Origin of the sequence: Paraburkholderia sp. BCC1884 (assembly GCF_900996225.1) — a bacterium.
Classification (GTDB): Bacteria; Pseudomonadota; Gammaproteobacteria; order Burkholderiales; family Burkholderiaceae; genus Paraburkholderia.
Map to the genome: position 1 here is coordinate 34,489 of NZ_CAAJGL010000156.1, position 15,011 is coordinate 49,499.

The window sequence follows — 15,011 nt, forward strand, 5'->3', positions numbered from 1 at the left end:
TCTGTTGAAATAGCCGCCAGGATTATCAAGCGATAACATATTGCGCCAAATGGCCGGATTTCATTCCAGATATAAAACAGACGAAATATTTAACTCAAAGACATACTGATTGCAGCCGATTAAGCCATAATGGCGCCCCTCGGCCCAACTTATAAGTTCGGGGTAAATGACGACACGCAGTGGACTGCAGCGCGACGAACCGAGGTGATGAACCATGTTCAACGACACACAGACATCCGCCGCCACGGCCGCACGATCGAAAGACTCATTAGGGTGTCTGTCGAGCCATCTCGGCCGGGACCTGGAACTCGATTCGGGCGAATTCAAGTTTTATCGCAAATCCACTCGCGACGATCAAACGAGCGCGGTCGCCATGCACGGCTCGGAACGAGGTTTTCTGATCGGTGTCGCGCTGGAAACCGGCCATCGCCGGCGGATTTTCTCGCAACACCGCTGGACCACCCACGACTTCGAACGGGACTGCATTTACATCCGCGACTTCGCGGACGACTATAAAGCCGACCTGCAAGGTGGCTTCGATTTCGTGCTGATCGAACTCTCGCGCGCGTTCATCACGAACGCTTCCTATGAGCGCAGCGGGTCGAGCTCCCCGAGGCTGTCGCCGCTGGCGGGCCCGAAAGACCCGGTGCTCGGCCACCTCGCGCAGATCCTGTCGCTCACGCTGGATCGTCAGAGCGAGGCGAGTGCGCTCTTCGTCGAGCAATTGGGCGTGACGATCGGCACTCACCTGCTGGATCGCTACGGTGAAACGCCTGGCCACGCCGACGGCGCGGGGCGCCGCTTGTCGAATCTGCAGGAAGCACGCGCCAAAGAGATGCTGCTTTCGAAATCGCAAGGCAACGTGTCGATCGAAGAGATCGCCAGCGCGTGCAACCTGTCGCGCAGCTACTTCATTCGCGCCTTTCGCGAAACCACGCGTCGCACGCCGCATCAGTGGCTACTCGAAAAACGCATCGATCGGGCCCGCGAGATGCTCAAACATTCGGACTATTCCCTGTCCGAAATCGCCATCGCCTGCGGCTTCTCGGACCAGAGCCATTTCACGCGGACTTTCTCGCAACTGATCGGCACGCCGCCCGGCAACTGGCGCCGTCAGGCCGGCCGCGCCTGACCGCACGAATAGACTTTCCTACAAAGCATCGCACTAACCGACAAGACACAAGGGGACCAGTCGAGGTACTTTCCATTACCTCGACGATGACCGTTCGAGCGTGCAGTCGCCGCGCGAGAACTGGCAGTCATCAGGCGGCGATCCGGCGGCGCCGTCGCCCTATTACGCTCCTTGTCCGGAACTTGAAAACGACATGATTGAATTAGGCCGCTTTCAAATCGATCTGGAAATGCGCACGTTGCAGCGGGACGGCGAGCCGGTGCACGTCGGCTCACGCGCCTTCGATATTCTTGCCGTGGTCGTGTCCGCGGGCGGCCGTCTCGTCACGAAAGACGAATTGATGAATGCGGTGTGGCCGCAAACCATCGTCGAAGAAAACAATATTCAGGTGCATCTCTCGGCGCTGCGCAAAATACTCGGCGCGGACCGCAATCTGATTCTGACCGTGCCGGGCCGCGGTTATCAGCTGGTGACCCGGCAGCCCAAGACCACGCCGGAGCGCGCCGACACCACCCAGCCTGCCACCTTGCGCCGTCCGTTGCCGTCGCCCAAAACCCAGCTGGTCGGGCGCGACGCCACCGTCCGGCAGATCCGTGCCCTGCTCAAGCATTCGCGCGTTCTCACGCTGGTAGGTGCGGGCGGCATCGGCAAAACCAGTCTCGCGATCGAAACCGCCCGTCAGGCCTCGGCGGACTATCCCGAGCCGGCCTGTTTCGTGGAACTGGCCACGCTCATCAGCGCCGCCGGCGTGCTGGGCGCCATCGCGCAAAGCTGCGGTCTGGCCGTCGAGACGCCCTGCGCCGAGCAGATCGCCGCGGCCTTCGCGCCCGTGCCCACCTTGCTGGTGCTCGACAACGCCGAACACGTAGCCGACCACGTCGCGGAAATCGTCGAGGTGCTGGTGGCGAGAACCCATTCCCTGCGTGTGCTCGTGACCAGCCGCGAGCCGCTGCGCATCATGGCCGAGACACTGCTGCGGGTCGATCCGCTCAACGTACCGGCGCCCTATTCCAGTGACGCGGAAATCTTGCAGCAGTCCGCCGTCAATCTGTTTCTTCTGCGCTCGCACTCCTTGCAGCGCGAAGTGGCCGCGGACAGCGCGGAGCTGCAACTGGTCGGCGAAATCTGCCGGCGGCTCGACGGCCTGCCTCTGGCGATCGAACTGGCGGCCGCGCGCGTCGCGACGCTCGGCGTCGAAGGCGTGCACCGCCGGCTCGACGACCGGATGGCGATTCTCGCGGGCGGCTACCGGACCGCGCTGCCGCGCCATCAGACCTTGCGTGCCACCTTCGACTGGAGCTACGCGCTGCTGGACCCGGGGGCGCGCTCGCTGTTCAGGCGCATCGGCGTATTTGGCGGCGTATTCACCTTCGAGGCGATGTGCGCAGTGGTGTGCGACCCGCTGCTGACGGTGGCGAGCGCGATCAACGGCATCAGTGAATTACTGGCCAAATCGCTCGTCAATATCGAGTTCGATGGTCCGGTCGCGAAGTACCGGCTGACCGAGTCCACCCGCGCCTACGCCCTCGACAAGCTGCAGGCCGAGGGCGAGCGGCGCGAACTGGCGGCGCGCCACGCGCGTTTTTTGTCCACCTGCTTCCAGACACGCTTGACCCAACTGGTCGACGGCCGCACCCGCGTTGCCGCCCTCGACCACACCCTCGACGACGCCCGCGACGCCTGCGACTGGGCCTTCTCCGCCGACGGCAACCCGCGCCTCGGGATCGAACTCGCCTCCAACCTGACCAGCGCGCTCTTCGACGAAGGTCTGTTCGCCGAGTGCTGCACGCGCGCCGCCCAGGCGGTCGAGGTGCTCGACCGCCTGCCCGACGCCGCTGTGGACCCCGGCACGGAAATGCGTGTGCGCGCCGCATTGGCCTCCGCTTTGCCCTACGTCCACGGATCGATTTCGAAAGCGGCCAACTTGTGGCAGACCGTCTTCGCGATGGCGCTCACCTGCGGCGACGTGGACTTCCACGCCCGCGCGCTGTGGGGCCAATGGCACACGATGATTTCGCTCGGCGCCATCCACGAATCCATGACCTACGCGCAGCGCTTCCAGCAACTGGCGCGGGACCAGGCCAATCCATGGCACACGGTGTTCGCCGACCAGCTGGTGGCGATTTCGCAGCACTGTCTCGGTCGCCATGTCGAGGCGCGGCGCGCCTTGCTGGACGCACGCGAACGCTTTGCGCAACTCGAACACACTGCGCCCAATGGCGGCAAGCTCGCCGTCAATCCGTTGGTCTATTGCAATGGGACGCTGGCGCGCATCGCGTGGCTGCAAGGCAAGCCCGAGGAAGCCCGGCAAGTCGTCGACGATCTGATGGCGCGGGTTCAGCCCGACGTGCTCGAGCCGTCGCTCACGCACATGCTCGGCACGGTGGCTGCGCCGCTCGCGCTGATGTCCGGCGACCTTGGCCGCGCCGCCACGTATCTGGAGATCATGCGTTCACAGGCCGCGCTGCATCACCTCGATGTCTGGCGCGACTACTGCGATTGCCTTTCGGCTTACCGCGATCTGCTCAGTGGCCAGACCGAGCGCGCGCTGCCGCGGCTGAAGGCGGCGCTCGACAGCCTGAGGTCGCGTGGCTTCCGGCGGCTGATCACGCCGTATATCGTTGGCTATGCGGACGGGCTCTCGGCCACGGGGCGCACCGAGGAGGCCGGCGCCCTGCTTGAGCAAACGCTGGCCGTCTGCGAGCGCAACGGCGAAATGTTCTTCGTGCCGGAAATCTGGCGCGCCATGGGCGTCGCCGCGCATGCCGAGGTCAACCAGCGAGCGAATCCCGGTGAATCGTGCGAGGAATCACTGACACGCGCGTCCACGTGCTTTGCCAGGGCGGTGGAGTTGTCGCGCGCCCAGGGCGCACTCATGTGGGAACTGCGTGCCTCGATGGCCAACGCGCGGCATCTATGCGACCAGGGCCGCGCCGACGAGGCGCTCGATCTGCTCGAACGCCTCGCCTTGCACTTCGACACGCCGGCCGGCACCGCCGACATCCGGGCGCTGTTCGAGATGATCGACGCCCTGCGCTCGCGGCAAGGCCAGCACCTCAGCGCACGCAAGTGGAAAAGCCTGCTCGACCCGCTCGCGATGTGAACGCATCGCCACGTCAGAGCACGGCGAGCCAGCCACCGTCCACGTAAATGATCTGGCCGTTCACATAGCTCGACGCCGCCGAAGCCAGATACACCGCCGTGCCCACCAGTTCCTCCGGTTTGCCCCAGCGCTGCGACGGATTGCTGCTTTTGACCCACGCGTCGAAGGCGGCGTTGTCGATCAACGCCTGGTTCATGTCGGTGAGGATGTAGCCTGGGCCGATCGCATTCGCCTGGATATTCGCCGCCGCCCACTCGGCGCTCATCGCGCGAGTCAGCATCTTGACGCCGCCTTTCGCTGCCGTGTACGCGCCGACCGTCGCGCGGGCACCCTCGCTCGTCAGCGAACCGATATTGATGATCTTGCCGCCCGTGCCTCGCCCGATCATGCGCCGCGCCGCCTGCTTAGCAACGATGAAGGCGCTCGTGAGGTTGGTGTCGATCACGCGCTGCCAGTCGCTCAGTTCGAGCTCCACGAGCGGTTTGCGAAACTGGATGCCGGCGTTGTTGATCAGAATGTCGACCTGCACGCCCTTCGTGTCCCATTGCTCGAATGCTTCGGCAACGGCTGCTTCGTCGGTCACATCGAACGCCCGGCCTTGGGCTTCGAGGCCTTGTGCGCCAAGACGGCCGACAGCTTGCTCGACGGTGTCGGCGCGCGTGCCGTTCACGATCACGCGTGCGCCGGCATGGGCCAGGCCTTCCGCGAGCGAGAAGCCAATGCCGCGCGCCGACCCGGTGACGAGCGCCGTGCGGCCGCTCAGATCGAATAACGATGTCCTGCGTGTGTCCTGCATCAGCACCACTCCTTGTAATCGACGACGAAGGTAACGACGCGGGCGGGCGGCGCCCTGGCCACCCTAGCGCTCGAGTTCGACGAACAGCCAGTCCTGGAAGCTGCGCAGCTTCGGCAAATCGGCGCGCGACTTCAGCAGGTTCAGCGTATAGCCATGCACGGTGAGACCGTCCAGTCCAAACGGTGCGACCAGCTGGCCGGTCTCCAGTTCACGTTGCGCCAGCAACAGGCTTTCGAGGCACACGCCGAGACCGTCGACGGCCGCACTCAGCGCCATGAACGAGCGATCGAATCGCGGGCCGCGCCCGATATCCACGCGCGTCCTGCGATGCAGCCGCATCCAGTCGCGCCAGCCCACGAGACAGCCTTCGCTGTGAATCAACGCATGGTGCTGCAAGTCCGCCACGCTGTGCAGCGGATAGTCGCCCGCCATCAATGCGGGCGCGCAGAGCGGCACGATCGTCTCGGGCGGCAAGTCGAGCACCAGCGTGCCGGCGGGTTGCAGCTTGCGCGGCCCGTAGCGGATGTCGATATCGACCGCCTCCGAAATCAGATCCACTGCCGCCGACGACGCGTTCAGGCGCACGTCGATATCCGGATGCGCGGCGCTGAAGCGGGCGATGCGCGGCATCAGCCACTGCGTCGCAAAGCTCGGCGTGCAATGAATCGTGAGGATGTCGCTCTTCGCGACGCGACCGATTTCGCGCGTGGCCAGATCGATGCGCGCGAACGCCGAGGTGATTTCCTCTGCGTAATGCCGCCCCGAGTCGGTCAACAGCACCGTGCGATGCAGCCGATGGAACAGACGAATGCTCAATTGCTCTTCGAGCAGCTTGATCTGATGGCTGATCGCCGAGGGCGTGACGAACAGTTCCTCTGCTGCGAGCGCGAACGACGAAAGCCGCGCGGCTGCTTCGAAAGCCTGTATCGACTTGAGAGAGACGCGATTGTGCATGGCAGCAACAAGATGAATTCAATTCAACTATCGGCCATCTTAATTCGTTTGAGCGCGCGTGAGCAGCGGATTACGCTTGATTCACTGGCGGCGACATCAAAAAGCCGCGCATCGAGATCCCTCAGGAGACAGACAGTGAAAATCAGCGAACCCGTCCTACACGCCGAACTCGCGGAGCACGCCTATCAGATTCGCCGCAACGCGCTGCGCATGGGCGAGGTACAGGGCCAAGGCTATATCGGCCAGGCGCTCGACATCGCCGACGTGCTCGCCGTCGCCTACTTCCACGCAATGCGCTATCGCGCCGACGATCCCGACTGGGAAGGCCGCGACCGCTTCCTGCTGTCCAACGGCCACTACGCGATCGCGCTGTACGCGGCGCTGATCGAGGCCGGCATCATCGCCGACGAAGAACTGGAAACCTACGGCAGCGACGACAGCCGTCTGCCGATGTCGGGCATGGCGAGCTACACGCCCGGCATGGAGATGTCCGGCGGTTCGCTAGGCCAGGGTCTGACGATCGCCGTGGGCCGCTGCCTCGGACTCAAACGCAAGAACTCGCAGGCCACCGTCTACACGCTCTTTTCGGACGGCGAACTCGACGAAGGCGCGGTGTGGGAAGGCCTGATGTCCGCCGCGCATTGGCAACTGGACAACCTGATCGCGATGGTCGACGTCAACAATCAGCAGGCCGACGGGCCTTCCTCGAAAGTGATGGCGTTCGAACCGCTGGTGGAGAAGCTGCAGGCGTTCGGCTGGTTCGTGCAGCGCGTGGACGGCAACGATCTCGCAGCCGTGGTGGCCGCGTTCGAGGCGGCGCGCGCTCACCTCGTCGCGCAACCGCGCATCATCGTCTGCGATACGCGCATGGGTTGTGGCGTGCCGTTTCTCGAAGCGCGCGAGAAGAACCACTTTATCCGCGTCGACGCGCACGAGTGGCAACTCGCACTGCAAGCACTGGAAGCCGGGAGAACCGTATGAGCGCCGCCGCCCCGAAAGCCCGCCTGAAAACTTCGGCGATGATCGCCTCGATTGCCGGCGAAGGACAGATCACGCGCTCCGCGCCGTTCGGTCATGCGCTGGTCGAACTGGCGCGGCACCGGCCCGAGGTGGTCGGCATGACCGCCGATCTCGGCAAATACACCGACCTGCATCTGTTCGCCAAGGAATACCCCGAGCGGTTCTATCAGATGGGCATGGCCGAGCAACTGCTGATGGGCGCCGCCGCCGGCATGGCGCACGAAGGCGCTCAGCCCTTCGTCACCACCTACGCGGTGTTCGCCGCGCGCCGTGCCTACGACTTCATTCATCAGGCGATTGCCGAGGACAACCTCGACGTCAAGATGGTTTGCGCGTTGCCCGGCCTCACGACCGGCTACGGCCCGAGCCACCAGGCCGCAGAAGACCTCGCCCTGTTCCGCGCGATGCCCAACCTCACGGTGATCGATCCGTGTGACGCGCTCGAAATCGAACAGATGGTGCCCGCGATGGCCGATCATCGCGGCCCGGTCTACGCCCGCCTGTTGCGCGGCAACGTGCCGGTCGTGCTCGACGAATACGACTATCAGTTCGAAATCGGCAAAGCGAAGCTGCTGCGCGATGGCGCCGAAGTGCTGATCGTCTCCTCCGGGATCATGACCATGCGTGCGCTGGAAACGGCCAAGGCGCTGGCCGCCGATCGCGTCGACGTAGGCGTGCTGCATGTGCCGACCATCAAGCCGCTCGACACCGTCACGCTGCTGCGCGAAGCGCGCCGCCCGGGCCGCCTGGTGGTCGTCGCGGAAAACCATACGGTGATCGGCGGACTCGGCGAAGCGGTGGCCACCGTGCTGCTGACCAATGGCGTCACGCCGCCGTTCCGGCAGATCGGTTTGCCCGACGCGTTTCTCGACGCCGGCGCGCTGCCCACGCTGCACGACCGCTACGGCATTTCCACCGAAGCGATGTGCGACACGATCAAAGGCTGGTTGCGTTAAACGCGCGATTGACAGCAAAAACCGGAACCTAACGTAGTCACCCATAGCCAACCACGCTGCACACCATAAGCTTCATATTCAGGAGATCCGCATCATGTCAGAGTCACGTCTTCTCGAGGGCAAGGTCGCCGTCATTTCAGGCGGTGCGTCGCCGCGCGGTATCGGCATGGCGACCGCGCGCATGTTCGCGGCGCAAGGCGCGCGGATTGCCATCTTCGATCTGGACGAACAAGCCGCGGTGGAAGCCGCTGCGTCCATCGGTCCACAACATCGCGGCTATGCCTGCAACGTCACCGATCGCGGCGCCTGCCAGGCGGCAGTGGAGCGCACGGTCGCCGATTTCGGATCGATCGATATCCTGATCAATAACGCGGGCATCACCCAGGCCGTCAAGCTGCTCGATATCGACGCCGACAGCTGGGACCGCATTCTCGATGTCAATCTGCGCGGCGTGCTGTATCTCTCGCAAGCGGTCGTGCCGCAGATGAAGAAACAGCACAGCGGCTCGATCGGTTGCATGTCGTCGGTCTCGGCGCAGCGCGGCGGCGGCATCCTCGGCGGTCCGCACTATTCGGCAGCCAAGGCCGGCGTGCTGGGTCTCGCCAAAGCGATGGCGCGCGAACTCGGCAACGACGGCATCCGCGTGAATTGCGTGACGCCGGGGCTGATCCAGACCGACATCAACGCAGGCAAGATCAGCGACGACAAACGCACCGAAATTCTCGCCGGCATTCCGCTCGATCGTTTGGGTGTGCCCGACGATGTGGCGGGGGCCTTCCTGTTTCTCGCTTCGCCGCTGTCGTCGTATATCACCGGCGCGGTGATCGACGTGAACGGCGGCATGCTGATTCACTGACGCATTCCGGCAGGACGGGCCGTCGCCCGGGAGGACGTCGACGGCGATGAAGAGGCGGGCCAGCACGGCGAACGACACGTGCGGCCGCTTCAGCTTCAAAACTATAAAACGACCGACCATATTGGAGGCAGACACCATGACTACCCGTTCGAACGCCCCGCAGGGCATCAGCCGCCGCACCTTCCTGAAAGCCGGCGCAACGCTGTCCGCCGCCGTGCCTTTGTGGAGCGTCTCGCGACGCGCCATGGCCGCGCCCGAGTTTTCATACAAGCTCGCCACCGGCCAGGACCCGACGCACCCGGTGAACATCCGCGCGCAGGAGGCGATCAATCACATTCGCGAGGCGACCAACGGCCGCCTCGACATCAAGCTGTTTCCACAAAACCAGCTCGGCTCGGACACCGACCTGCTCTCGCAGGTGCGCAACGGCGGCGTGGAATTCTTCAACCAGGCTTCATCGATTCTGGCGACGCTCACGCCGGCGGCCGGTATCGTCAACACGGGCTTTGCGTTCAAGGATTACGACGCGGTCTGGAAAGCGATGGACGGCGATCTCGGCAACTACATTCGCGCGCAGATCGCCAAGTCGGGCATCGTCTCGGTCAGCAAGGTCTGGGACAACGGTTTCCGGCAGATCAGTTCGTCCACTCGCGCATTGCACACGCCGGCCGATCTGAAGGGCTTCAAGATTCGCGTGCCGCAAGCGCCGATGCTCACCTCGCTGTTCAAGGCGCTCGACGCCGGCCCCGCGCCGATCAATTTCAACGAGTTGTATTCGGCGCTGCAAACGGGCGTGGTGGAAGGCCAGGAGAATCCGCTGCCGATCATCGCCACCGCCAAGCTGTACGAAGTGCAGAAGTACATCAGTCTCACCTCGCATGTGTGGGACGGATACTGGATTCTCGGCAACCGCGCGGCATGGGAACGACTGCCGGCGGATATCCGCGCGATCGTCACGCGCGAATTCGAAAAGGCCGCCGTCCTGCAACGCGCCGACATCGCGAAGCTGAGCAGTTCCTTGCGCGACGATCTGAAAGCCAAGGGCATTACCTTCATCGACGTCGACCGCGAGTCCTTCCGCGGTGCGTTGGCCAAAACCAGTTTCTATCGCGACTGGAAAGGCAAATACGGCGACGAAGCCTGGGGCATGCTCGAGAAGTCAGTCGGAAAACTGGGGTAACGCGATGATCACGATCTCCTATTCGCACGAAGCACAGCACCGCTTTGCCTGCGCGCTCGACTCCGCGCTCGGGCATCTGGTGGAGATTCCCGCGGCCTTGCTGGTGCTCGCGGAAATCTTCGTGCTGCTGGCCGGCGTGACGAGCCGCTATCTGCTGCACGCGCCGCTGGTCTGGTCCGACGAACTGGCCTCCATGCTGTTTCTGTGGCTTGCCATGCTCGGCGCGGTGATCGCCTTGCGACGCGGCGAACATATGCGGATGACGGCGCTGGTCGGCATGGCGCCGCCGCGCGTGCGCGCGTTTCTCGACGTGGTGGCGATCGCCGCGCCGATCGCGTTTCTCGTCATGGTGATCGGCCCGGCCATCAGTTTCGCGCAAGACGAGTCGTTCATCACCACGCCCGCGCTCGAACTGTCGAATTCGTGGCGCGCGGCCGCTTTGCCGATCGGCTCGGCGCTCATGCTGCTGGTCGCCGTGGTGCGGCTCGCACGCGTCGGCAACTGGCGGCTCGTGCTGGGCGCCGTAGCTACCGTCGGCGCGTTGGTGGGGATCTTCATCGCACTCGGTCCGCTGTTGCGCGATCTCGGCAATATCAATCTGCTGATCTTCTTCGTGGGCCTCGTGGCGCTCGGCGTGCTGAGCGGCGTGCCCATCGCGTTTTCGTTTGGCCTGGCCACCTTCGGCTATCTCGCCCTGACCACCACGACGCCGATGCCGGTCGTGGTCGGCCGGATGGACGAAGGCATGTCGCATCTGATCCTGCTTTCAGTGCCGCTCTTCGTGTTTCTCGGCCAGCTGATCGAAATGACCGGCATGGCCGCGGCCATGATCGCGTTTCTCGCGAGCCTGCTGGGCCATGTGCGCGGCGGCCTCTCGTATGTGCTGGTCGGCGCGATGTATCTGGTGTCGGGCATTTCGGGCTCGAAGGCCGCGGATATGGCCGCAGTCGCGCCGGTTCTGTTCCCTGAAATGAAAGCGCGCGGCGCGAAACCCGGCGACCTCGTCGCCTTGCTCGCCGCCACCGGCGCGCAGACCGAAACGATTCCGCCGAGCCTCGTGCTCATCACGCTCGGCTCGGTGACCGGCGTGTCGATCTCGGCGCTTTTCACCGGTGGCATGCTGCCAGGGATCGTGCTGGCCTTCACGCTGTGCATCGTCGTGCAATGGCGTTATCGGCGCGAAGACATGTCGAGCGTCAAGCGCGCGAGCCGGGGCGAGATTCTGCGCAAGCTCGTGATCGCGTTCCCTGCTCTCGCCTTGCCGTTCGTGATTCGCGCGGCGGTCGTCGAAGGCATCGCCACGGCGACCGAGGTTTCCACCATCGGTATCGCCTATGCGGTGCTGGCGGGCCTGCTGATCTATCGACGCTTCGAGTGGAAGCGCCTCAAGCCGATGCTGATCGACACCGCGACGCTGTCCGGCGCGATCCTGCTGATCATCGGCGCGGCGACCGCCATGGCGTGGGCGTTGACGCAATCCGGTTTCTCCGGCCAGCTCGCACAGACCCTGGGCGCCTTGCCCGGCGGCGCAGCCATGTTCATGGCGGCCTCGATCTGCGTGTTCGTGATTCTCGGCAGCGTGCTCGAAGGCATTCCGGCCATCGTGCTGTTCGGGCCGCTCATGTTTCCGATCGCGCGGGCCATGCATATCCACGACGTGCATTACGCGATGGTCGTGATCCTCTCGATGGGCGTGGGCCTCTTCGCGCCGCCGTTCGGCGTGGGCTACTACTCTGCCTGCGCGGTCAGCCGTATTCATCCGGACGAAGGCATGAAGCCGATTCTCGGCTACATCGCCGCGTTGATGGTGGGGCTGATCGTGGTGGCCGCGGTGCCGTGGATCTCGACCGGGTTCCTGCATTGAACCGCTGAGGCGTGCCCCTCGCCGTCGCGCCCGAGTCATTTCGCTTGTCCGATTGATTTTTGATTGCCGCCGCCCCGCTTCGCCGGGACGGCGTCGAGGAGCCTTTTGCCATGTCCACGACCGAAGCGCAGCCTGTCGCGCCTACTGCTTCAGAAATGCCTGCCGCTTCCCATGCCATCCCGACAGCGCAGCCATCCGCCACCTTGCCGCTCGCCGACGCGATCCGTTTTCTCTCCATCGACGCGATTCTGCGCGCCGGCGAAGGTCATCAAGGCGTGCCGCTCGGCATGGCCGAAATCGCGACCGCGCTGTTCACGCGGCACCTCAAGTTCAATCCCGCCGATCCGACCTGGCCCGACCGCGACCGCTTCGTGCTGTCCAACGGACACGGCTCGCTGCTGCTGTACGCGCTGCTATATCTCACCGGCTATGACGCGATCGGCCTGGAGCAGATCAGGAGCTTTCGCGAACTCGGCTCGCATTGCGCGGGGCACCCCGAATATGACCCGGCGCACGGTATCGAAGCCACCACGGGCCCGCTGGGTCAGGGCATTGCCAACGCGTTCGGCATGGCCGTCGCGGAGGCGTATCTCGCCGCAAAATTCGGCCGCGAACTGGTCGATCACTACACGTACGCGTTCGTCGGCGATGGCTGTCTGCAGGAAGGTATCGGCCAGGAAATGATTTCGCTCGCCGGGCATCTGCAACTAGGCAAACTGATCCTCTGCTGGGACGACAACCAGATCACCGACGATGGCAGCACCGCGCTCTCGATCAGCGAAGACGTCGCCGCGCGCTTTCGCGTGGCCGGCTGGCACGTCGTCGAAGTCGACGGGCACGATCTCGAAGCGGTGTCGGCGGCACTGACGATTGCCCGCGCGGACCCGCGCCCTTCGATGATCGCCTGCAGGACCGTGATCGGCCGCGGCATCGCGCGCCTGCAAGGGCAGCGTGGCGGCCATAGCGGCAAACTGTTCCAGGCCGATGCGGACGCCGCCCGCGACCAGCTCGGCTGGCCGCATGCCGCCTTCGACGTGCCCGCCGCGATTCTCGATGCGTGGCGCGCAGCCGGACGCCGCAGCGATTCCTCTTATCGTGCATGGCAAGCGCGGCTCGCAGCATTGCCGCCGACGCAACGCGCCGAATTCGAGCGCGTGCAATGCGGCCAACTGCCGGCAGGCTGGCACGACGTGCTCGACGATTACCGCAAGCTCGCCCTCGCGCGCGACGAACCGCAACCGGGCATCGCAATCTCCGGCGAAATCAGCGACCTGCTCGCACCGCTGTTGCCGGAACGCATGGTCGGTTGCGCCGATCTCGAAGCACCGACGGGCCACAAGCGCCAGTTGCACGCTTTCACCGCAGACGATCGCAGCGGCGCCTACGTCCACTGCGGCGTACGCGAACATGTGATGGGTGCGATGGCGAACGGCATGGCCGCGCATGGCGGCGTGATCGCGACGAGCGTCACCTATCTGGCCTTCTCCGACTACCAGCGCCCCGCCATGCGCATGGCCGCGCTGATGGGCCTGCCGGTGCACTACGTGTTCAGCCACGATTCGATCGGCGTCGGCAAAAACGGCCCGACGCATCAACCCGTCGAGATACTCGCTTCGTTGCGCGCCATGCCGAACATGCGCGTACTGCGTCCCGCCGATGCCGTCGAAGCCGCCGAATGCTGGGCGCTCGCGCTCGAACATCGGCGCGGTCCGAGCACGCTCGTATTCGCGCGTCAGGCGTTGCCGCTGGTGCGGCGCGAATACAGCGCGGAGTCCCTGTCGCGACGCGGCGCCTACGTGCTTGCGCAGGCCGACCAGGGCGCGCGCGCGGTGACCTTGCTCGCAACCGGTTCCGAAGTCGCGCTGGCTTTGGCGGCACGTCGTCAGTTGCAGGAGGAAGGCATTCCGACCGCCGTCGTCTCCATGCCGTGCTGGGAAATTTTCGACGAACAGGACGCCGCCTATCGCGCCGCCGTGCTCGGCCCCGGCACGGTGCGCGTCGGCGTGGAAGCCGCGCTGCGTTTCGGTTGGGACCGTTATCTCGGCGAACGCGGCGGCTTCGTCGGCATGACGGGCTTCGGGGCGTCGGCCTCCGCAGAAACGCTGTACGACCATTTCGGCATCACGGCGGCGCATATCGTCGCCGAAGCGAAACGGCATCTGTAAATCACCAGGACAGCACCATGCATAAGATCGTTTTTCTCGACCGCTCCACGCTTGCGCCGCAGATCGTTTTACGCGAGCCGCGTTTCGAACATCAGCTGATCGAACATGAGCGCACCGCGCCGGACCAGATACTCAAGCGCCTCGCGGGCGCCACGATCGCGATCACCAACAAGGTCGCGCTGACGGGCGAGATACTCGAACAGTTGCCCGAACTGAAACTCGTCGCGGTAGCCGCGACCGGCACGGATTGCGTCGACAAGGCGGCCTGCCAGCGGCTAGGCATTGCCGTGAGCAATATTCGCGGCTATGCGATCAACACCGTGCCCGAACACACCTTCGCTTTGATCCTCGCGCTGCGGCGCAATCTGGTGGCCTATCGCGACGACGTGATCGCCGGCGAGTGGCAGCGTTCGGGACAGTTCTGCTTTTTCACGCATCCGATTCACGATCTGGCCGGCACGCGCCTGGGCATCATCGGCGAAGGGGTGTTGGGGCAACGCGTGGCGGAAATCGCCAAGGCCTTCGGCATGCAGCCGATGTTCGCCGCCCACAAAGGCCGCGAAGGGCTGGGCCCGTTGTACACGCCGTGGGACGAAGTGCTGGCGACCAGTGACATCATCACCGTGCACAGCCCGCTCACACCGCACACGCGCAACATGCTCGCGATGCCCGAGTTTCGCGCAATGAAGCAGCGGCCCTTGATCATCAACACGGCGCGCGGTGGCCTGGTCGATGAACGCGCGTTGGTACAGGCGCTCGACGAAGGCCTGATCAGCGGCGCCGGTTTCGACGTAACAGCGAGTGAGCCGCCCGCCGACGACAATCCGCTGCTGCGCGCAGCGGGCCGGCCAAACGTGATTCTGACGCCGCATGTCGCGTGGGCTTCGGACGAAGCCCAGCAGAGCCTCGCCGATCAGTTGATGGACAACATCGAGCATTTCGTCGACGGTGCGCCGACGAATCTCGTGCACGGCGCGTACTGAAG

11 protein-coding genes are annotated in these 15,011 nt (G+C 64.5%); 9 read left to right on the plus strand and 2 right to left on the minus strand.

All coding sequences use genetic code 11. The features are described 5' to 3' along the window. Nucleotides 1-214: 214 nt before the first annotated feature. Both FQ705_RS32715 and FQ705_RS32720 read left to right on the plus strand, forming a co-directional pair. Nucleotides 215-1,132: a helix-turn-helix domain-containing protein gene (locus tag FQ705_RS32715; protein ID WP_144149011.1), complete on the plus strand. Its 918-nt coding sequence runs from the start codon at nucleotides 215-217 to the stop codon at nucleotides 1,130-1,132. Nucleotides 1,133-1,325: 193 nt separating this feature from the next. Next, on the plus strand, nucleotides 1,326-4,235 hold the full coding sequence (locus FQ705_RS32720; protein ID WP_144149014.1) for an ATP-binding protein: 2,910 nt from the start codon (nucleotides 1,326-1,328) through the stop codon (nucleotides 4,233-4,235). A gap of 13 nt (nucleotides 4,236-4,248) precedes the next feature. Here the strand turns inward: FQ705_RS32720 and FQ705_RS32725 are convergent, their stop codons facing one another. Continuing rightward, nucleotides 4,249-5,031, minus strand: a complete 783-nt coding sequence (locus FQ705_RS32725) for an SDR family oxidoreductase (RefSeq protein WP_144149016.1) — start codon at nucleotides 5,029-5,031, stop codon at nucleotides 4,249-4,251. Nucleotides 5,032-5,094: 63 nt separating this feature from the next. Continuing rightward, nucleotides 5,095-5,985 carry a transcriptional regulator GcvA gene (gcvA, locus tag FQ705_RS32730; protein ID WP_144149018.1) on the minus strand — a complete coding sequence of 297 codons (891 nt, stop codon included), beginning with the start codon at nucleotides 5,983-5,985 and terminating at the stop codon, nucleotides 5,095-5,097. Nucleotides 5,986-6,120: 135 nt separating this feature from the next. Here gcvA and FQ705_RS32735 point away from each other — a divergent pair, with 135 nt between their 5' ends. The 7 genes from FQ705_RS32735 (at nucleotide 6,121) to FQ705_RS32765 (ending at nucleotide 15,009) form a co-directional block, all read left to right on the plus strand. Further along, nucleotides 6,121-6,966 carry a transketolase gene (locus tag FQ705_RS32735; protein WP_144149020.1) on the plus strand — a complete coding sequence of 282 codons (846 nt, stop codon included), beginning with the start codon at nucleotides 6,121-6,123 and terminating at the stop codon, nucleotides 6,964-6,966. Next, a complete protein-coding gene (locus FQ705_RS32740) occupies nucleotides 6,963-7,961 on the plus strand; it encodes a transketolase family protein (RefSeq protein WP_144149022.1) in 999 nt (332 codons plus the stop codon). Before FQ705_RS32735 ends, FQ705_RS32740 begins: the two co-directional genes overlap by 4 nt. Nucleotides 7,962-8,055: 94 nt before the next feature. Further along, a complete protein-coding gene (locus tag FQ705_RS32745; protein WP_144149024.1) occupies nucleotides 8,056-8,817 on the plus strand; it encodes an SDR family NAD(P)-dependent oxidoreductase in 762 nt (253 codons plus the stop codon). A 136-nt stretch (nucleotides 8,818-8,953) separates the two neighbouring features. Continuing rightward, nucleotides 8,954-9,997, plus strand: a complete 1,044-nt coding sequence (locus FQ705_RS32750; RefSeq protein WP_144149026.1) for a TRAP transporter substrate-binding protein — start codon at nucleotides 8,954-8,956, stop codon at nucleotides 9,995-9,997. 4 nt (nucleotides 9,998-10,001) lie between these two features. Then, nucleotides 10,002-11,861, plus strand: coding sequence for a TRAP transporter large permease subunit (locus FQ705_RS32755; RefSeq protein ID WP_144149028.1), 1,860 nt, complete (start codon nucleotides 10,002-10,004; stop codon nucleotides 11,859-11,861). Between the two features lie 155 nt (nucleotides 11,862-12,016). Next, complete coding sequence (tkt, locus tag FQ705_RS32760) at nucleotides 12,017-14,026, plus strand: transketolase (RefSeq protein WP_144149435.1); 2,010 nt, start codon at nucleotides 12,017-12,019, stop codon at nucleotides 14,024-14,026. Between the two features lie 17 nt (nucleotides 14,027-14,043). Further along, a complete protein-coding gene (locus FQ705_RS32765) occupies nucleotides 14,044-15,009 on the plus strand; it encodes a D-2-hydroxyacid dehydrogenase (RefSeq protein ID WP_144149029.1) in 966 nt (321 codons plus the stop codon). The last annotated feature ends 2 nt before the right edge of the window (nucleotides 15,010-15,011 follow it).

What these genes read in the sequence shown, in the direction of transcription:
- FQ705_RS32740 (WP_144149022.1), top strand. Translation starts at nt 6,963, where the DNA reads ATGAGCGCCGCCGCCCCGAAAGCCCGCCTGAAAACTTCGGCGATGATC.
- FQ705_RS32715 (WP_144149011.1), top strand. Translation starts at nt 215, where the DNA reads ATGTTCAACGACACACAGACATCCGCCGCCACGGCCGCACGATCGAAA.
- FQ705_RS32765 (WP_144149029.1), top strand. Translation starts at nt 14,044, where the DNA reads ATGCATAAGATCGTTTTTCTCGACCGCTCCACGCTTGCGCCGCAGATC.
- FQ705_RS32745 (WP_144149024.1), top strand. Translation starts at nt 8,056, where the DNA reads ATGTCAGAGTCACGTCTTCTCGAGGGCAAGGTCGCCGTCATTTCAGGC.
- tkt (WP_144149435.1), top strand. Translation starts at nt 12,017, where the DNA reads ATGCCTGCCGCTTCCCATGCCATCCCGACAGCGCAGCCATCCGCCACC.
- FQ705_RS32725 (WP_144149016.1), bottom strand. Translation starts at nt 5,031, where the DNA reads ATGCAGGACACACGCAGGACATCGTTATTCGATCTGAGCGGCCGCACG.
- FQ705_RS32755 (WP_144149028.1), top strand. Translation starts at nt 10,002, where the DNA reads ATGATCACGATCTCCTATTCGCACGAAGCACAGCACCGCTTTGCCTGC.
- FQ705_RS32720 (WP_144149014.1), top strand. Translation starts at nt 1,326, where the DNA reads ATGATTGAATTAGGCCGCTTTCAAATCGATCTGGAAATGCGCACGTTG.
- gcvA (WP_144149018.1), bottom strand. Translation starts at nt 5,985, where the DNA reads ATGCACAATCGCGTCTCTCTCAAGTCGATACAGGCTTTCGAAGCAGCC.
- FQ705_RS32750 (WP_144149026.1), top strand. Translation starts at nt 8,954, where the DNA reads ATGACTACCCGTTCGAACGCCCCGCAGGGCATCAGCCGCCGCACCTTC.